The organism is Corallococcus sp. AS-1-6, from assembly GCF_020037015.1.
Classification (GTDB): Bacteria; Myxococcota; Myxococcia; order Myxococcales; family Myxococcaceae; genus Corallococcus.
This window is the reverse complement of the sequence record NZ_JAIQDE010000003.1, coordinates 263,591-280,826: the sequence shown is the minus strand read 5'-3', so window position 1 is coordinate 280,826 and position 17,236 is coordinate 263,591. Positions and strand designations below refer to the sequence as shown.

General features: G+C 70.8%; 24 protein-coding genes and 1 riboswitch. Of the genes, 10 read left to right on the top strand and 14 right to left on the bottom strand.

From position 1 onward, the window contains the following. Positions 1–8: 8 nt before the first annotated feature. A complete protein-coding gene (locus K8612_RS06640; RefSeq protein WP_223761636.1) occupies positions 9–926 on the bottom strand; it encodes an AgmX/PglI C-terminal domain-containing protein in 918 nt (305 codons plus the stop codon). 43 nt (positions 927–969) lie between these two features. Between K8612_RS06640 and K8612_RS06635 the strand changes: the two genes are divergently transcribed. Then, positions 970–1,830: a tRNA pseudouridine(38-40) synthase TruA gene (locus K8612_RS06635; RefSeq protein WP_223761635.1), complete on the top strand. Its 861-nt coding sequence runs from the start codon at positions 970–972 to the stop codon at positions 1,828–1,830. Positions 1,831–1,841: 11 nt separating this feature from the next. On the opposite strand, the gene K8612_RS06630 is transcribed toward K8612_RS06635, so the two are convergent. The 9 genes from K8612_RS06630 to K8612_RS06590 all read right to left on the bottom strand — a co-directional run bounded on the left by K8612_RS06630 (position 1,842) and on the right by K8612_RS06590 (position 6,877). Further along, entirely contained in the window at positions 1,842–2,006 is a 165-nt protein-coding gene (locus K8612_RS06630) for a ribbon-helix-helix domain-containing protein (RefSeq protein WP_120563010.1), read from the bottom strand. A 63-nt stretch (positions 2,007–2,069) separates the two neighbouring features. Continuing rightward, positions 2,070–2,597 (bottom strand): hypothetical protein, encoded by a 528-nt coding sequence (locus K8612_RS06625; protein WP_223761634.1) that lies wholly within the window; start codon positions 2,595–2,597, stop codon positions 2,070–2,072. Next, positions 2,594–3,490, bottom strand: a complete 897-nt coding sequence (gene larE / locus K8612_RS06620; protein ID WP_223761633.1) for an ATP-dependent sacrificial sulfur transferase LarE — start codon at positions 3,488–3,490, stop codon at positions 2,594–2,596. Before larE ends, K8612_RS06625 begins: the two co-directional genes overlap by 4 nt. A gap of 91 nt (positions 3,491–3,581) precedes the next feature. Continuing rightward, the gene (gene cysC / locus K8612_RS06615; RefSeq protein ID WP_223740281.1) at positions 3,582–4,352 is read right to left on the bottom strand and encodes an adenylyl-sulfate kinase; all 771 of its coding nucleotides are present in this window, start codon (positions 4,350–4,352) and stop codon (positions 3,582–3,584) included. 157 nt (positions 4,353–4,509) lie between these two features. Beyond that, on the bottom strand, positions 4,510–4,989 hold the full coding sequence (locus K8612_RS06610) for a M67 family metallopeptidase (RefSeq protein ID WP_223761632.1): 480 nt from the start codon (positions 4,987–4,989) through the stop codon (positions 4,510–4,512). Continuing rightward, on the bottom strand, positions 4,953–5,585 hold the full coding sequence (locus K8612_RS06605) for a ThiF family adenylyltransferase (protein WP_223761631.1): 633 nt from the start codon (positions 5,583–5,585) through the stop codon (positions 4,953–4,955). Before K8612_RS06605 ends, K8612_RS06610 begins: the two co-directional genes overlap by 37 nt. Positions 5,586–5,596: 11 nt before the next feature. Beyond that, positions 5,597–5,869 (bottom strand): ubiquitin-like small modifier protein 1, encoded by a 273-nt coding sequence (locus tag K8612_RS06600; protein WP_223740284.1) that lies wholly within the window; start codon positions 5,867–5,869, stop codon positions 5,597–5,599. A 4-nt stretch (positions 5,870–5,873) separates the two neighbouring features. Next, positions 5,874–6,113, bottom strand: a complete 240-nt coding sequence (locus K8612_RS06595) for a sulfurtransferase TusA family protein (protein WP_223740285.1) — start codon at positions 6,111–6,113, stop codon at positions 5,874–5,876. Then, entirely contained in the window at positions 6,101–6,877 is a 777-nt protein-coding gene (locus K8612_RS06590; RefSeq protein WP_223740286.1) for a HesA/MoeB/ThiF family protein, read from the bottom strand. The genes K8612_RS06595 and K8612_RS06590 overlap by 13 nt, the downstream gene beginning before the upstream one ends. Positions 6,878–6,978: 101 nt before the next feature. Here K8612_RS06590 and K8612_RS06585 point away from each other — a divergent pair, with 101 nt between their 5' ends. The 6 genes from K8612_RS06585 (at position 6,979) to K8612_RS06560 (ending at position 12,956) form a co-directional block, all read left to right on the top strand. After that, on the top strand, positions 6,979–7,398 hold the full coding sequence (locus tag K8612_RS06585) for a hypothetical protein (protein ID WP_223761630.1): 420 nt from the start codon (positions 6,979–6,981) through the stop codon (positions 7,396–7,398). A gap of 93 nt (positions 7,399–7,491) precedes the next feature. Next, positions 7,492–8,775: a sensor histidine kinase gene (locus tag K8612_RS06580; RefSeq protein ID WP_223740288.1), complete on the top strand. Its 1,284-nt coding sequence runs from the start codon at positions 7,492–7,494 to the stop codon at positions 8,773–8,775. Between the two features lie 21 nt (positions 8,776–8,796). Beyond that, a complete protein-coding gene (locus K8612_RS06575) occupies positions 8,797–9,546 on the top strand; it encodes a response regulator transcription factor (RefSeq protein WP_223761629.1) in 750 nt (249 codons plus the stop codon). A gap of 100 nt (positions 9,547–9,646) precedes the next feature. After that, the gene (locus tag K8612_RS06570; RefSeq protein ID WP_223740290.1) at positions 9,647–10,759 is read left to right on the top strand and encodes an S-(hydroxymethyl)glutathione dehydrogenase/class III alcohol dehydrogenase; all 1,113 of its coding nucleotides are present in this window, start codon (positions 9,647–9,649) and stop codon (positions 10,757–10,759) included. Next, on the top strand, positions 10,756–11,610 hold the full coding sequence (gene fghA, locus K8612_RS06565) for an S-formylglutathione hydrolase (RefSeq protein ID WP_223761628.1): 855 nt from the start codon (positions 10,756–10,758) through the stop codon (positions 11,608–11,610). Before K8612_RS06570 ends, fghA begins: the two co-directional genes overlap by 4 nt. Before the next feature lie 71 nt (positions 11,611–11,681). Then, positions 11,682–12,956: a DEAD/DEAH box helicase gene (locus K8612_RS06560; protein ID WP_223740292.1), complete on the top strand. Its 1,275-nt coding sequence runs from the start codon at positions 11,682–11,684 to the stop codon at positions 12,954–12,956. Here the strand turns inward: K8612_RS06560 and K8612_RS06555 are convergent. After that, entirely contained in the window at positions 12,950–13,438 is a 489-nt protein-coding gene (locus K8612_RS06555) for a peptidylprolyl isomerase (RefSeq protein ID WP_223761627.1), read from the bottom strand. The genes K8612_RS06560 and K8612_RS06555 overlap by 7 nt on opposite strands. A gap of 75 nt (positions 13,439–13,513) precedes the next feature. Further along, positions 13,514–14,050 carry a DUF2378 family protein gene (locus K8612_RS06550; protein WP_223761626.1) on the bottom strand — a complete coding sequence of 179 codons (537 nt, stop codon included), beginning with the start codon at positions 14,048–14,050 and terminating at the stop codon, positions 13,514–13,516. 188 nt (positions 14,051–14,238) lie between these two features. On the opposite strand from K8612_RS06550, the gene K8612_RS06545 reads away from it, so the two are divergent. The 3 genes from K8612_RS06545 to K8612_RS06535 are packed head-to-tail and all read left to right on the top strand — an operon-like array spanning position 14,239 to position 15,730. Further along, positions 14,239–14,781 (top strand): RNA polymerase sigma factor, encoded by a 543-nt coding sequence (locus tag K8612_RS06545; RefSeq protein WP_223740510.1) that lies wholly within the window; start codon positions 14,239–14,241, stop codon positions 14,779–14,781. Further along, positions 14,778–15,437: a DUF1109 domain-containing protein gene (locus tag K8612_RS06540; protein ID WP_223740295.1), complete on the top strand. Its 660-nt coding sequence runs from the start codon at positions 14,778–14,780 to the stop codon at positions 15,435–15,437. Before K8612_RS06545 ends, K8612_RS06540 begins: the two co-directional genes overlap by 4 nt. Continuing rightward, a complete protein-coding gene (locus K8612_RS06535) occupies positions 15,434–15,730 on the top strand; it encodes a Carotenogenesis protein CarS (protein ID WP_223761625.1) in 297 nt (98 codons plus the stop codon). The genes K8612_RS06540 and K8612_RS06535 overlap by 4 nt, the downstream gene beginning before the upstream one ends. On the opposite strand, the gene K8612_RS06530 is transcribed toward K8612_RS06535, so the two are convergent. After that, positions 15,697–16,428, bottom strand: coding sequence for a glutathione S-transferase (locus K8612_RS06530; protein ID WP_223761624.1), 732 nt, complete (start codon positions 16,426–16,428; stop codon positions 15,697–15,699). The two genes, K8612_RS06535 and K8612_RS06530, sit on opposite strands and share 34 nt — an antisense overlap. A gap of 105 nt (positions 16,429–16,533) precedes the next feature. After that, positions 16,534–16,863 (bottom strand): quaternary ammonium compound efflux SMR transporter SugE, encoded by a 330-nt coding sequence (sugE, locus tag K8612_RS06525; RefSeq protein ID WP_223761623.1) that lies wholly within the window; start codon positions 16,861–16,863, stop codon positions 16,534–16,536. A 17-nt stretch (positions 16,864–16,880) separates the two neighbouring features. Further along, positions 16,881–16,950, bottom strand: a riboswitch (guanidine-III (ykkC-III) riboswitch). Positions 16,951–17,236: the final 286 nt, after the last annotated feature.

Sequence of the window (17,236 nt, the reverse complement as noted above, 5' to 3'; positions counted from 1 at the left end):
AAGTCGCCCTACCCCCGCTTGCCGATATTGAACGAAAGCCCCACGGTGGCGCGCTCGCCGTCGTAGGCCTTGAAGGGCCACTTCTTCAGCTCGGAGAACAGGCACTCGTAGAGCGGGCCCTGCTTGAACTGGGGGTTGTCCACCCAGAGCTTGTTCACGCGGCCGTCGTTCCCGATGACGAACTCCATGGGGATCTTCGCGGACAGGCCGGGCGTGCGCTCGGCTTCTTCCTTGAAGCAGCGGAAGAGCTTGGACTGGTTGCCCGCGACGACGCGGTTGATGGCGCCCTGGTCGAACTGCTGGGCCATCTCCAGGCCGTCCGGATCCGTGGAGACGCTGCCCGTGCGGGGCGGCGGCCGGTTGCCCGCGACGGCGGCGGTGGCCACCGCGCCACTCCCGCCTGTCTTGCCGGTGGCACTGCCCTGCCCCGCGGGGCGATCCGGGCGGCGCGGGTCGTTGGTGGGGTACGCGAAGAGGTCCTCGTCGTCCACGCGCGCCTGGGCCAGGCGGATGGTGGGCGGGTCCATGGTGATGCCGTCCACCTCCTCCGTCGCGCCGAACAGGCCGTACACGGCGGCGTTGCGCGCCAGGTACCAGCCGGTGACGCCCAACAGCAGCGCCACGCCCGCGGCGACGCCGGCCAGCACCTTCACGCGCTTCTGGTTGCGGGCCTGCTCGACGAGCATCGTCTGGGCGACGCGGCCCTGCGCCTCGAAGCGCGCGATGTGCACCTGGAAGGCGGCGGTGTCCCGGAGGTTGCGGAACTCCCGCTCACCGGCCGGGGCCACCGGGCTGTCCGGGGTCAGCTCCCCCGTGTAGAGCTTCTCCACCACCTGGGACGCGGTGATGGGCCCCAGCACCAGGTCGCCCTGACGGAAAAGCCACTGCCCATCACTGTCCATCGCGAGTTCTTGAGCGGCCAGCATTCGCGCGGGAGTATCGTGTTTCTCCCCTCGACATCGCAACGCCGTGGCCAGGTCCTCCCCCAAACGAATTCCCGCCGTACTGTGGACTTGGTATCGCGGTGGAAACTTCCGCGGCTTCCAGCGCCAGGTGGAGGGCCCCACGGTCCAGGACGCGCTCGAAACCGCGCTGGAGCAGGCAGGCTCACCGGCCACGGCGATGCCGTCCGGGCGCACCGACCGGGGCGTGCACGCGCGGATGCAGGTCATCAGCCTGCGCCTGAATGAGGACGTGCCCCTGGAGTCGCTGCCCGAGCGGCTGTCGCCGCACCTGTCCCCGGACGTGGGGCTGTGCATCGCGAAGCGGCCACCGGGCGCCTTTCACGCCCAGTGGAGCGCGAGCGGCAAGGAGTACCGCTACCACCTGACGCTGGGTGCGCCTCCGACGGAAGCGTGGAGGCCGTACGCGCTGGACGCGGCGGCGGACGAGACCCTCCAGGCGGGCCACCGGGTGGTGCCGGAGAAGCTGGAGGCGCTGCTCGAGCGCGCCGTGGGCACGCGGGACTTCACCGCGTTCCACGAGCGCTCCAGTCCCCAGAAGCCGCGCACGCTCCAGTCCGCCACCCTGCGGGAGCTGGGCGGAGGGCTCTTCGAGGCGCGGCTCTTGGGAGACGGCTTCGCGCGCTACCAGGTGCGGTACCTGGTGGGCAGCGCGCTGAAGGTGGCCGCGGGGCTCCTGTCCGAGGAGCAGTGGCACGCGGCGCTGGATTCGGGGACCGCCCTGGCCGGCTTCAAGGCCCCGGCGCATGGGCTGGTGTTGTGGGAGGTCCGCTATCCTTCCGCGGTGGACCCCTTCGGGCCCGGCGAGCGCCTCCACCCGCCCGGTCTGCCCGACGCGCCACCCTTCACGGGAGCGCCGCCGGGCTGACGTGTGGCGCTTCAGTCCACGAAGCGCGCTTCGTACTTCGCCAGCAGATCCGAGATGGCCTCCCGGAGGTACTCGCTCTGACGGATGCGCGTGGAGCGCGACAGCTCCTTCAGGGCATCCAACTTCTCGCGGTTGAGACGAAACACGACCGAGGTGAGGCGGGGATTCATGTCCAAGTGCGTGGCCTCCGACAGATGCACACACCCTCTCACAATGTCGGACAACCTCAAGAAAACAACCTACGAGGCCGAACCCACCGGGATGATCCACTGCAACCCGGTGAAGAGCTCGGTGTCCGCGCGCAGTCCGGAGCCGAACCCGAACGTGAAGCCGAGCCCGCCGTACAGCGCGAAATGATCCGAGAGGGTGTGTCTGGCGCCGAACCCTATGCGAGGCCCCAGCCACGGCCCAGAAATCGGACGCACGGAAACGCCGAGCTCAAAGAAGGTCCGCCACGACTCGGATCCGAAGAGGCTGCGGTAGCCGGTGATCAGCGCCAGCTCCTCCCCCGGGCGGCCCGTGCTGCCGCGCGCGAGGAGGAACACCTCGTCCCCCTCGTAACCCACGGTGATCGCGGCCCCCAGGTCCAGGTGTCCGGCGAGCCCGGACACGGCGGCGTCCCCGCTGATCCGTTCGGTGTACGTGGCCCCGGGCCCCACCGTGAGGATCAGCGAGCGCCGGCGCGCGTAGGGCCCGTCATCCAGGGACTCCACCGCCCCAGCGGGGGTGGCCAGCGCCAGGCCCAGCGGGATCAGCAGACCCCTCACCCCACCACCGGGAGCTTGAAGCCCTCGGCCGTGCCCTGCCCCGCCGCGGGGGCGATGCCGGCGGCTTCATTGAGGCGGCCGGAGCGGAAGGGCTCCAGGTCCAGGGCCACGAACTTGAAGCCCAGGGACTTGAAGGCCCCGTTGATCCGCTCGCGGATGCCGGACTCGAAGAAGCGGGGGTACTCCTCGCTGGCCAGCTCGATGCGCGCCACGTCCTGGTGGTAGCGGACGCGGAACTGCTTGAAGTCCAGCGCGCGCAGCTCCGACTCCGCCGCGGCGATCTGCAGGAGCCGGTCGCGCGTCACGGACGTGCCATAGGGGATGCGCGACGCCAGGCACGCCATCTGCGGCTTGTCCCAGGTGGGCAGCCCCAGCTTGCGGCTCCAGGCGCGGATCTCCTCCTTGGTGAGCCCGGCCTGGGCCAGGGGGGACACCACCCGGTGCTCCTTCGCGGCCTTGTGGCCGGGGCGGTGATCCTTGAAGTCGTCCGCGTTGAAGCCGTCCAGCACGACGGTGAGGCCCAGCTCCGCGCGCTTCGCCTCGCAGAGGTCGTACAGCTCCGTCTTGCAGAAGTAGCAGCGGTTGGTGGGGTTGGCGGCGTAGCTGGGGTTCGCCAGCTCGTTGCTGGAGACGACGACGTGCCGGGCGCCCAGGCGGGCCGCCAGCTCACGGGCCTCGCGCTCCTCCTCCGGGGCCACGGAGGCGGACAGCGCGGTGAGCGCCAGGGCGCGCTCGCCCAGCACCTCCACCGCGACCTGGAGGACGAAGGTGGAGTCCACGCCGCCGGAGAACGCCACCAGGGCGCTGCCGTGGGCGCGCAGGGAGTCGCGCATCGCCTCCAGCTTGGGGCGTGACGCTTCACACAGGGCTTCAATCCGCTCGGGGCTCAGCATGGGGGACTCCTAAAACGGAAGGGCCCCGGATTGCACGCGCATCGCGCGGGCAACCTGGAGCCCTTCGACAGTCAGGGGACGACGGTGCGCCTTAGCGGGCCTTGCCCTTGGCGGCCTTCTTCTTCGCGGCCGGGGCCGGCTTGCCCACGCGGGCGGCGCGGGTGGCCGGACGCGCCTTGGCGCCCTTGGAGCCCTTGTCCGCCTTGGGTGCCTTCGCGGCCTTCACGGCGGCGACGCGGGCCGGCGGGTCCTCCTCGTCGCGGCGCGCCTTCTTCGGCGGCAGCGGGTTGGCCTTCATCTTCTTGCCGGTGATGGTCTTCAGCTCGTCCGTGGACATCAGGCCCAGGTCCAGCAGCGCCTGGAAGATCTTCGTCCCGCCGTCCTCCACCGACTCCGTGTCGGAGTAGATGGTCACCTCGGGGGAGGTGGGCGGCTCGTACGGCTCCGTGATGCCGATGAAGTTGGGGATCTCCCCGTTGAGCGCCTTCTTGTACTTGCCGGTGGTGTCGCGCTCGATGAGCTTCTCCGTGGGGCAGTCCACGTAGACCTCCACGTACTTGCCCACCGAGCGGCGCACCTCCTCGCGGCTCGACTTGTAGGGGCTGACGCAGGGGACGAGCACCGCCACGCCGTTGCGGGCCAGGAGGCCGGCGACGAAGCCCAGCCGGCGCACCACCGTGTTGCGCTCGTCCTTCGTGTCGCCGATGCCGGCCCACAGGTCGTTCTGGAGTTCGCCCTCGTCGAGGACCTCCACGTTGCGTCCGACCTGCCGGAGCCGGGCCGCGATGTAGGCGGCCGTGGTGGTCTTCCCGGTCCCGGACATGCCGGTCAGCCAGAGGGTGAATCCAGTGTTGGTGGCCATAAGGGTTCTAACTCCCTGCGTCCGGAGCGCTTCTTGCACGCGGCGTAGGACGCGGCAGATCCAATAGACCGCCGCTTTATAGACGAAAACCCAGTGACTTGACAATTCGGACCCACCTTTCCGCAGGTGGGGTCGGTTGCAGGGCAAGTTCCCGCCCTTACACGGGTTTTTCAAACCTGAAATCCGCCAATGCAAGCGGAACAGTCTGAAAATCCCCCGCGCTCCAAACAGACCGGGAGGCGGAGGCGGCACGGCCTCCGCGTATGGCGACCACCACGTACGACACCTGAGGCAGCAGTGGGATTCCCGAGGGAGCAGCCTGGCGTCGGTCCTCGGCGGAGAAGACGGCGGGCGCGTCCACGTGTGAGTGGAAGACGCAGGCCACCTCCTCCTGTCGCGCGTCCGCGTCCAGGCACACCTGGAGCCAGGCCTCCGGGGCGAAGGCGTAGGCGACGTGCGGCGTGGGGGAGGCGTTGGGCAGCGGGACGACGCGCCAGGAGTCCCCCTCCCCCGCCCCGCTCCGGAGGATCACGCCGCAGCCCTCCCGGGGCCACGCGGCCTCCAGGTGGTGGATCATCCGGGCGAAGACTTCCGGCGGGATCAGGGCTTCGCTTCCGCCGCGGCGCAGCGCGAGCACCGGCGCGGCTCCAGCTCCGTCAACGCGCCCGGAGCGCTCAGCCACCGGCCGCCCAGCGACGGGCCCAGGCCCAGCCGCAGCCGCTGGAAGACGAGCGCGCCCAGGGCGCCCAGGGCCACGCCCATGGGGCCATCCGGCGGCGTGCCCAGGTGGCGCACCGTCTCACCGAAGCACCAGACGCACCCGTCCGCGCCCCGGAACACCACCGCGCCGCGCGCACCGTCGCCGCCCAGCGCGACCCAGGGGGCCTCTCCGCTCCAGGCCGCCGGCAGCTCCGCGAGCAGCCCGCCGCCGGGCGTGCCCACCGCGTCCGGGTTCACCTCCGGCACCACGCGCGCCAGCACCTCCGCCACGGGCTGGCCCACGTCATGCGCGGACGCGAGGAACCCCGGCGACCAGGGGCCCAGGGTCAGCGAGCCCACGCCCGTCACGGGGGTGCCGCCGCCGGCCAGGTACGCCGTGGCCGTGAGGCCGGACGCGCCCAGCCCGTCCACGCGCGCGCCGCCCGAGAGCAGCGCCTCCTGCCCGCGCCCGCCCACGTCCCTCAGGAGGATCTGCCGGGAGTAGCGGAGAATCTGGTCCTCGCGCAGCGCCATGACGTCCCCGGTCAGCCTCCCGCCATGGCGGGGATGAGGGTGATGCGGTCCGCGTCCTTCACGGGCGTGTCCAGGGCCTTGAGCGCGCGCACGTCCTCGTCGTTGAGGAAGACGTTCACGTACCGCCGCACGGCGCCCTTGTCGTCGAAGAGGCGCGCGCCCATGCCGGGGTAGCGCGCGTCCAGGTCGCGCAGCACCTCGCCCACGGTGGCGCCGGTGGCCTGGACCTCGGACTTGTTGCCCGTCAGCGTCCTCATGGGTGTCGGAATGCGAATCGTGGCCATGCGCTCAGCTCCCCCGCTTGCGGATGATCAACCGGTGCGTGCCGTCCCCGCGTGCGTCCAGCGACACCACGTCGTGGCCCTCGTCCTTGGCGCTGCGGGGCACGTTCTTCAGGGGCTCGTCGCCCTTGAGCAGCACCTCCAGCAGCGTGTCCGGGGGCAGCGACTCCAGCTTCAGCTTGGTGCGCACGTAGGTCATCGGACACACCTCGCGGGTGATGTCCAACGTCGCCGTCACGTCGGGCATGCGGTGTCCTCCTGGGACGAAGGGAACGGGGGCAGCGTCTGGATGGCGCACCCCGGGCAGTCCGGCGCGCGCGTCACCTTCACGGTGCGCCCCTCCAGCGTCTCCCCGTCGAGCACGTGCAGCGTGGCCTGTCCCCGGGGGCCCGTGGCCGCGCCCGCCAGGAGTTCCAGGGCGAGCAGCGCCTGCACCGCGCCGATGAGCCCCGCCATCGCGCCCAGCACGCCCGCCTGCGCGCAGGTGGGCACCGCGTCCGGGGGCGGCACGTCCTCGTAGAGGCAGCGCAGGCACGGGCCGCCGGGGTCGATCCGCAGGGCCTGGCCGCTCATGCGCAGCACGCCGCCGTACACGAGCGGCACGCCGGTGAGCACCGCCACGTCCGACAGGAAGAACTTGGTCGCGACGCCGTCGGTGGCGTCCACCACCAGGTCGTGCTCGCGGAAGAGCGCCTCGGCGTTGTTCGCGTCCAGCCGCTCCGGCAGGGCCTCCACGCTCAAGCCGGGGAAGGCGCGCAGCAGGCCGGCGGCGGCGGACTCCGCCTTGAAGCGGCCCACGTCCCGGGTGCGGTGCCAGAGCTGCCGGGGCAGGTTCGTCACGTCCACCCGGTCCGGATCCACCAGCGTCAGGTGGCCCACACCGCCCTGGGCCAGCGCGAGCGACGCCGGGCAGCCCAGGCCGCCCGCTCCCACCACCAGCACCCTCGCGCGCTCGATGCGGGTGGCGTGGGGAATGCGTTCGTGGTGGTCGGTATCCGGGGAACCGTGCATGGGGCTGGTGCTCCGCGAGGAACGAACGAATATGGTGCGGCGGCTCCACGTCTCGTCTTCAAACCGCCGCCGTCACAAGCGGCCCTCACCTGCCAGGACATATGAAAAACCTGACCGGCGCGCTCGTGTTTTCCACCCTGCTGTCCCTGGCTGTCGGCTGCCACAAGAACACGGGGGAGAGCCCCGACGCGGCCACGCAGACCGGCACCGTCAAGGAGGAGCTCCAGGCGGGCAACACGGCCGCTCCCCCGGAGGCCCCCGCCGAGGCCGGCACGAAGGACGCCAGCGCCGTGAGCTACGACTCGGGCGCCAGCGACCGCCTGGCCCTGGAGGCCTGCGTGGACGGCTGGCTGAAGTCCCACAACCTGGACAAGTACGGCAGCCAGAAGGGCACCATGTACGCGGGCGGCACGCCCCTGTTCGACGAGCGCACGGGCGAGACGAAGGACCGCCTGGACTTCGTCCTGGAGCGCCAGCCCGAGGCCAAGAAGGCGTGCGTGGACGAAGGCGCCCCCAAGTAGCGCGCCGCCGCCCTCCCGGACCCGCCAGGATGCTCACCTGGCGGCTTGCCGGGAATTCCGCTCCCCGGGAAGGTCCCGTAAGCTGCCGCTCGAATGGACAGCGACCCCCGACCCGGCGACGACCACCCGGCCCATGACCTGAAGGCCCGCGTCCGCGCCGTGCTGGAGCGCCGCAACCTCACGGACAACGTGTCCGCGGAGCAGGCGGCGGCCTCCTGGGAGCAGGACCGCTTCGTCGCCCGGGCCCGCGCGCTGTTCTACGCGCGGATGATGTTCCTCACGTTGGGCCTGCTCATCCTCGCGGTGCCCGCGTGGAGCGGCTACTTCGGCTTCAACGGGCCCATCTCCTTCCTGGGCTACTTCGCGATGCTCATCTACAGCGTCGCGAACCTGCTCGTCATCGACCACCCGAAGGCGGGCCGGTGGGTGACGTACCTGTCGCTGTGCTGCGACCTGCTGATCACCGTGGTTCTCATCGCCCGGCCGCAGGTGGGCGGCGGCCTCCAGAGTCCGCTGCTGGCGACGCAGCTCTTGTTCACCACCCTCTTCGCCATCCTCTTCCCCAAGCCGCTGGCCATCCTGCCGCCGCTGCTGGCGCTGCCCATCACCACGCGCCTGGACCTGCTGCTCAACCGCTCCGTGACGGCGGTGGAGCTGCTCACGCTGCTCTGGTACCTGGGGCTCAACTTCATCATCGTCTACGTGCTCGTGTACCTGAACGAGCGCGAGGCCACCGCGCACCGCGAGGTGGTGTCCCTGCAGGGCGACCTGAAGGAGCTGGCGGTGGTGGAGGAGCGCAACCGGCTGGCGCGCGAGATCCACGACGGCCTGGGCGCGTCCCTGTCCTCGATGATCATCCAGGCGGAGTACATCCTGAACCTCGCGCGCGAGGACGGGCTGCGCACGGAGATCCGCGAGATGAAGGCCACCGCGGAGGAGTCCATTGAAGAGCTGCGCCGCAACCTGCGGATGATGCGCGACGACTTCGAGCTGGCGCAGGGCCTGGAGGACTACATCAAGACCTTCCGCGACCGCACCGGGCAGGACATCCGCTTCGAGCGCACGGGCCTGGCGCGCAAGCTGCCCCCGGACGCGCAGTTGGCCCTCTTCCGCATCCTCCAGGAGTGCCTGTCCAACGCCGCGAAGCACGCGGAAGCGAAGGAGGTCCAGGTGCGCCTGGACTTCAGCGCGGAGGGCGTGCACCTGGTGGTCCGCGACAACGGCAAGGGCTTCGACCCGGGCCGCACGCCGCGTGGACACTACGGCCTGCTCAACATGCGTGAGCGGGCCATGAAGCTCGGGGGTTCCATCGTGGTGGACTCGGCGCCCGGCGCCGGGGCCCAGGTGGCCTTCTCCCTTCCCTGTCTTTCCGCCTGACACGCACCGGAGATCCGCCCCGTGGACCCGACCCCGAATGCCGCCGCCCTCCCCATCCGCGTGTTCGTCGTGGAGGACCAGACCAAGATTTTGAAGAACCAGTTGCGCCTCTTCGAGGGCCACCCGGACATCGACATCGTGGGCACCGCGCTGTCCGGCGAGGCCGCGCTGGTGGAGGTGGAGCGCGAGCAGCCGGACGTGCTGCTGCTGGACCTGGGCCTGCCGCGCATGAGCGGCATCGACGTCACCCGCGAGGTGAAGGCGCGCTTCCCGAAGGTGGAGATCCTGATCTTCACCATCTTCGACGAGGAGGACAAAGTCCTGGAGGCCGTGAAGGCGGGCGCGTCCGGCTACCTGCTCAAGGGCGCCACGGTGGACAAGATCGTGGAGGCCATCAAGGAGGTGCGCGCGGGCGGCACGGTCATCCAGCCGAACCTCGCGCGCCGCCTGCTGCGCCACTTCCGCGTGGAGCCGGACACCGCGCCCGTGCCCACGGAGCCGCTGGCCGTGGCGCCGTCCGCCGTGGAGTCCGCGCCGTCAGGTGAAGAGGCGTCCGCGCAGGAGCCGCTGCTCAAGCCGCTGTCGGACCGCGAGCGCGAAATCCTCCAGCTCATCGCCAAGGGCGTGTCCAACAGCGAGGCGGCCCGGCTGCTGTCGCTGTCCAAGGCGACCATCCGCACGCACCTGGAGCACATCTACCGGAAGCTCGAGGTGACGAACCGCGTGGAGGCCGTCACCGAGGGCATCCGCAAGGGGCTCATCTCCGTCTAGTAGCGGGCCCTGATGGGTCGGGCCGCTTCTTTTCACGGACGACGCGGTGCGTGGCTTCTACAGTGGGGAGTCTTCCTTCCCCACTGACAGGAGCCCCACCATGGACGTCCGCGCCGCCGTCGCCTTCGAGGCCGGCAAGCCCCTGAGCATCGAAACCGTGCACCTGGAGGGCCCCAAGGCGGGCGAGGTGCTGATCGAGCTGAAGGCCACCGGCCTGTGCCACACCGACGAGTTCACCCGCTCCGGCGCGGACCCGGAGGGGCTGTTCCCCGCCATCTTCGGCCACGAGGGCGCGGGCATCGTCGTGGACGTGGGCCCGGGCGTCACCAGCGTCAAGAAGGGCGACCACGTCATCCCGCTCTACACGCCGGAGTGCCGCGGCTGTAAGTCGTGCCTGTCGCGCAAGACGAACCTGTGCACGGCCATCCGCGCCACGCAGGGCAAGGGCCTGATGCCGGATGGCACCAGCCGCTTCCGCCTGGGCAAGCAGATGATCCACCACTACATGGGCTGCTCCACGTTCGCGAACTACACGGTGCTGCCGGAGATCGCCGTGGCGAAGATCCGCGAGGACGCCCCCTTCGACAAGGTCTGCTACATCGGCTGCGGCGTCACCACCGGCGTGGGCGCCGTCGTCTACACCGCGAAGGTGGAGGCCGGCGCGAAGGTCGTCGTCTTCGGCCTGGGCGGCATCGGCCTGAACGTCGTGCAGGCCGCGCGCATGGTGGGCGCGGACATGATCGTCGGCGTGGACCTGAACCCCGCGCGCAAGGAGATCGCGGAGAAGTTCGGCATGACGCACTTCGTGAACCCGAAGGAGGTGGAGGGCGACCTCGTCCCCTACCTCGTGAACCTCACCGGCGGCGGCGCGGACTACAGCTTCGAGTGCATCGGCAACGTGAAGACGATGCGCCAGGCCCTGGAGTGCTGCCACCGCGGCTGGGGCGAGAGCATCATCATCGGCGTGGCGGGCGCGGGGCAGGAGATCAGCACCCGCCCGTTCCAGCTCGTCACCGGCCGCGTGTGGAAGGGCAGCGCGTTCGGCGGCGCCCGCGGCCGCACGGACGTGCCGAAGATCGTCGACTGGTACATGGACGGGAAGATCCAGGTGGACCCGCTGATCACCCACACGCTGAAGCTGGAGGAGATCAACCACGGCTTCGACCTGATGCACGAGGGCAAGTCCATCCGCAGCGTGGTGAAGTACGCATGAGCGCCGTGACTCCCACGCTCGTCAGCGAGCACGCGTGCTTCGGGGGGACACAGTCCTTCTGGAAGCACCCGTCCGAGGCGTGCGGCGGTGAGATGCGCTTCAGCGTCTACACCCCGCCCCAGGCGAAGCACGGCAAGGTGCCCGTGCTGTACTACCTGGCGGGCCTCACCTGCACGGAGGAGACGTTCGCCACCAAGGGCGGCGCGCAGCGCGTGGCGGCGGAGCTGGGGCTGCTGCTCGTGGCGCCGGACACCAGCCCTCGCGGCGCGGGCATCCCGGGCGAGGACGCGGACTGGGACTTCGGCACCGGCGCGGGCTTCTACCTGGACGCCACCCAGGAGCCCTGGAAGGCGCGCTACCGCATGGGCACGTACGTCACGCGGGAGCTGCCCGGCATCATTGCCGCGCACTTCCCCGCGCGCATGGACCGCGAGGGCATCTTCGGGCACTCCATGGGCGGGCACGGCGCGCTGGTGACGGCGCTGCGCGACCCGGGCCGGTACAAGTCCGTGTCCGCGTTCGCGCCCATCGGCGCGCCCATCCGCAGCCCCTGGGGCAAGAAGGCCTTTGGCGGCTACCTGGGGCCGGATGAGGCGGCGTGGCGCGAGTACGACGCCACGGAGCTCCTGAAGGCCGGCCGGCGCGTGCCGGCGCTGCTCGTGGACCAGGGGACGAAGGACAAGTTCCTGCCGGACCAGCTCCACCCGCACCTCCTCAAGGAAGCCTGCGAGGCGGCGGGCCAGCCCCTCACCCTGCGCATGCAGGAGGGGTACGACCACGGCTACTACTTCGTCTCCACCTTCATGGAAGACCACCTGCGCCACCATGGCGCGGCGCTGAACGCGGGCTGAAGCCGCGGCCCGGGCACTCATGCCCCGCAATCCCCCTTCCCTCTCCGGCCCGGACGTGGGAGGCGTGGGGCATGAGTGCTTCCTTCAAGTCCCTGGGCCTGTCCCCCGAAACGCTGGGCGCCGTGAAGCGTGCCCGCTTCGGTACCCCCACGCCCATCCAGGCGCAGGCCATCCCGCCCGCGCTGTCCGGCCGTGACGTCATCGGCTGCGCGGCCACCGGCACCGGCAAGACGGCCGCCTACCTGCTCCCGATGATTGAGCGCTTCGCGGGCGAGAAGGGCACGCGGGGCCTCATCCTCACCCCCACGCGCGAGCTGGCGCAGCAGGTGGAGGAGCAGGCCCGCTTCTTCGGCGAGCCCCTGGGTGTCCGGCCCGTGCTCATCGTCGGCGGCGAGGACATGAACGCGCAGGTGGACGCGCTGCGCGAGCGCCCCACCCTCATCGTCGCCACGCCGGGCCGGCTGGTGGACCTGCTGGGCGTGAAGGCCGTGAACCTGTCGCGCATCCAGACGCTGGTGCTGGATGAGGCGGACCGGATGCTCGACATGGGCTTCCTGCCGCAGATCAACCAGATCCTCCACGCGCTGCCCCGCGAGCGCCAGACGCTGCTGTTCTCCGCCACCCTGGGCGCGGACGTGACGCGCTTCGGCCAGCGCGCCCTGCACAGGCCCGTGCGCGTGGAGGTCACCCCCAGCGGCACGCCCGCGCCTCGCGCCGAGCAGCACCTCTACATCGTGAAGCCCGAGGAGAAGTGGCCCCTGCTGCTCACCCTGCTCTCACAGGATCAGGCCAGCGCGCTCGTGTTCGTGCGCACCCAGCAGCGCGCGGACAAGATGAAGGAATTGCTCGCCGCCGCGGGCCACAAGTCCGCCGCCCTGCACGCGGGCCGCACGCAGGCGCAGCGGCGTCAGGCGCTGGAGGGCTTCCGCCGGGGGCAGTACCGCTGCCTCGTGGCCACCGACCTGGCCGCGCGCGGGCTCGACGTGGATGACATCGGCCACGTCATCAGCCTGGACGTGCCGCACGGGCCGGAGGACTACGTGCACCGCATCGGCCGCACCGCTCGCGCGGCGGCCAGCGGGCGGGCGTCGCTGTTCGCGCTGGAGGTGGAGCGCCGGACGCTCCAGGACATCGAGCGCATCATCCGCCAGGAGCTCCCGCGCACGGAGGTGCCGCGCAGGGACCCCATCTTCAAGCGGGAGATGGAGGCGTTCCTGGCGAAGCAGCGCGACCCGGGGCCGCCCCAGGCCGACCATGGACGCTCCAAGCGTCCCGAGGGCGCGGCGCCCGGGCGGCATGCCCGGACGCACGGCAAGGGCCGGCCGAAGGGCCCCGCCGGTCAGTGATCGTGGTCGTCGTCAGGGCCGTGCGCGTGGCCGTGCTCGAGCTCCTCGGGCGTGGCGGCGCGCACTTCCTTGATGGTGACCTCGAAGTGCAGCTCCTTGCCGGCGAACGGGTGGTTGAAGTCCACCAGCACCGTGTCCTTGCGCACCTCCTTCACCAGGAAGTCGACCTCGTCGCCCTCCGGATCCGTGGCGCTCAGGATGCCGCCGGCCTTGATCTCCAGGTCCTCGGGGAACTCGGTCCGGGGGACCTCCTCCACGCCTTCCGGATCGTAGTCGCCGTAGCCGTCCGCCGCGGAGACCACCGTCTTCAGCGACTCGCCCGCGGACTTGCCCTCCAGCGCCTTCTCCAGGCCGGGGACGATCTCCTCGTAGCCGTGCAGGTAGACGAGCGGCTCGCCTGCCTCGCTCTCGTCCACGATCTTCCCGTCTCCGAGGTGCAGTTTGTAGTCAATGGCGACAACGCTGTCCTTGCCGATTTTCATGGGGCCCTCATAGCGCATTCAGTCATGTCGCGGTGGAAGGATGATGATCACCGTTACGGCGTGCACAGGGACGTCCTACCAGCGCATGCGCAGCTCGAAGCGCCCGCGCCCGTCATCGGACTCCAGGGCGGCGCTGGGGTTGGCGGCGCCGGCCTGGCGCAGGGCCTCCTCGCAGCACCCCGCCGCGGCCTCCGCCGGGAAGGGATAGCCCTGGAACGTCACCCGCCAGTCCTGGGGGCCCAGCTCCGCGGAGGTGATCTCCACCGGCTCCATCACGGAGCGGAAGCTCAGCGCCACCCGCTTCATCGCGCGCTCCGGGCCCGCGACCTTCAGGGCCACGTTCACCACCTTGCCCACCAGCGTCTCGAAGTAGCCGCGCACCAGGTCCCGGCCCATCTGCCGCAGGGCCTCCTCGCGAGGCCGGCCCGCGTACGCGGCCTGCAACACCAGGTTCTGGCAGCGCAGGAACACCGACGCCGGATAGCTGGCCCGGGGCCGGTCCGGATCGTAGCCCGCCGCCGCCAGGCGCTCGCGCAGCGCGTTGTCCAACCGCACGCAGCGCACCAGCGACTCGAACAGCGTGGACTGGATGACGACCTCGGCCGGGGGCATGGACGCTCGAAGTGGGGAAACGCGTTGAAACCTGTAAGGCGCGCGACACTACCCTTTCGGGTCCTGGAAGCGAGCCCTCTGGCGATGTCACGTCCAACGCTTGTCGTTTCAAGGCCTTGGAGTGGACAGGGGGGCAATCGGCCGGCCCTGGAAACGATTTCCGGGCAGGGCCGTCCGTGAGCCAGACGATGGAAGGCGTCACGGACGAAGTGCTCATGGACCAGTTCTGCCAGGGAGACCAGCCGGCGTTCGAGGCGCTGTTCGCCCGGCACGCCGGGCGCGTGCACGGCTTCCTCGCCCGGATGGTGCGGGACGGGCCGTTGGCGGAGGACCTCATGCAGACGACGTTCCTGTCCGTCATCCGCGCCCGGGGCCGCTACGAGCGGGGCACGCGCTTCACGCCCTGGCTGCTCACCATCGCGGCGAACGCGGCACGGGACGCGCTGCGGCACCAGCAGCACGTGGACGCGCACGCGCACGCGCCGCCGGAGGGCCCCACGTCGGTGCCCGCGCCGGACGGCGATCCGGCCATGCGCCGGCGCATCGAGGACGCGCTCCAGCAGTTGCCCGTGGAGCAGCGCGAGGCGGTGGTGCTGAGCAAGCTGGAGGGCTGGTCCTTCGAGGAGATCGCGGAGATGCGCGGCATCCGCGCGGGCGCGGCCCGGCTCCGGGCGCACCGGGGCTACGAGAAGCTGCGCGAGCTGCTGGGCGGACTGGAGGACATGTCATGAGCCATCCGTCCGACCCATGGCGTTCCGCCCCGCCCCGGCTGGATCCGAAGGCGATGGAGCGCGCGCTGGCGGCGTCGCGCGCGGAGCTGGCCCTGAAGCGGCCGGTGCGCGGGTGGCGTTCGCAGGCGGTGGGGCTGTTCGCGGCGTCCGCGGGGATGGCGCTCGCGGTGGCGGGCGTGCTGCTGGCGCTGGGGCGCACCACGGGCGCGATGCTGATGGGCCGCGCGCCCCTGCTGGCGCTGCTGCTGTCCACGGGGGCGGTGTGCTCCTGGGGGGCCCTGTCCCCGCGAGGGCGCGCGCTGCGGCAGGTGGGCGTGGGCCTGGCGCTGGTGAGCGCCGTGTTGCTGGTGCTGACGCGGGCCGCCCCGCGGGGCCCTTCCACCCTCCCCGAGTGGGTGTGCACGGTGAGCCATGTGGCGATGGCGCTGGGGCCCCTGGCGGTGGCGTTGGGGGTGCTGCGGTCGGCGGCGTTCGACCCGCTGCGCGCGGCGGTGGCGGGAATGGCGGTGGGGACGGTGGGCGCGTTCGTGGGGGAGCTGGCGTGTGAGCAGGGCCCTGGCCACGTGGCCATCTATCACCTGGGGGCATGGGCGCTGTTGACGCTCACGACCTGGGCGCTGTCGAAACGACTCAAACCCCGGACCTACGCACCATGAAGCACGATCCCTCGCTCATCTTGACGCAAGACGTGGACGGCGCGCCGGTGCGCATGGGCGCGGCGGTGATGATCGTCCGCACCGAACAGGACGACTCCGTGTCCGAGCGCTTCCTGGGCCGCGTGGGCATCGTCGTGGCGCTGGTGTTCGACGATCCGGACATGCAGTACCCGAGCGACCCGCTCATCCAGGTGCGCGTGGCCGGCGTGGGCGAGGACCTGTTCTTCGCCCGCGAGCTCGTCGAGGTGCCCGAGGGCCACTACGTCGCGTTCGGGTCGTCCAGCTCCGGGTAGTGCCGGAAGATGCCTTGTGGATTGAAGGGCTGTGCGCGCGGGGACTTCTTGTAGGCGGCGATGCGGGGGCGCTCCGCGACGCGCTGACGCAGGGCCATCACGCCGGGCACGTCCGGAGCGACGCGGCGCATGGCATTGGGAAAGGCATACAGCAGGCCCTCCACCAACTGGTACAGCGCCAGCTCCGGATAGGAGAAGTCGCGGCCCAGGAGGAACTTCCCTCCGCCCTGGGGGTTCGCCTTCAGCACGCGCTCGAAGTAGCCCAGGAACTTCGGGATGCGCTGGGTGCGGAAGTCCTCGGCGCGGCGCTTCGCCTCGGCCTTCTGCTCGTCGTAGTACTTCATGGCGGCGACGGGGTGGTGCGTGTCATGCGCCTCCGCCACGGCATCCGCGACGGTGAGCTGGAATTGACGCGCGTGCAGCCGCGAGGCCTCGTCCGAGGGGACCAGGCCGAAGCGCTCCCCCAGGTAGGAGCAGATGTTGGGCGCCTGGGAGATGACGACGTCGCCCACCTTGAGCAGCGGCGGCGCGTACGCGGGCACGGGGGCCCTGCCGAGCATGTCCGAGACGGCCTTCCCGCCGGATTGCAGCCCCACGTCCACCCAGTCCGCGCCCGCCTCCTCCAGCACCAGCCGCACGAACTCGCCCCGGCCGGGAATGCCGGGCCAGTAGTACAGCTCGAACCTCGCGTCGCTCATCGCCGTCACCTCGCGTGATGGGAACCGGCGCGCATCCTGCGCTCGCGGGATGCGCGCCTTGGAAACCCATCCGCGGGGAGGGTTCACTCCCCCACGGTCACGGGCTCAGTGCGTTCCGCTGGTGAACTTCAGCCCGATGATGGCGACGATCATCATCCCCAGGAAGAACAGGCGCGAGGGCGTGGCGGGCTCCTGGAAGAGCACCATGCCCGCGATGGCCGCGCCGGCCGCGCCGATGCCCACCCAGACCGCGTAGGCCGTGCCGATGGGGAGCTGCTTCACCGCGAGGCCCAGCAGGCCCATGCTCGCGATGATGGCCCCCACCGTGAGGACGCTGGGCAGCGGCCGGGTGAAGCCCTGCGTGTACTTGAGGCCCACCGTCCAGGCCACTTCGAGCAGGCCCGCGATGACGAGGAGGATCCACGACGACGACATGACGCACGACTCCCGTGAAGGCGTCGTCTTGTCGTGACCGGGTACGGCGCACCTCGTCCGGGCTCGGACGCCCCACCCCGGGGCCTCCGCACGCGCCGCGGAAACTAACCGGGACGGCCGCCTTGCGCCACCCACTTGGGGCGGTGACTCAGGCTTCTTCATCAGGGGCTGGTCTGACATCCGGCAGACTGTAGGGTCCGCGTACCATGACTCCCTCGAAGGCCCCTCGGTGGCGCCACTTCGCCCCCATCCTCACGGCCCTGAGCCTGGGATGCGCCACCATCGCCATGGACACCGAGACGGACTGCATCCAGCGACACCCCGGTCTGCCGGAGGCATGCGGCCTCACCGCCGCGGAAGCCTCCGCCATCAT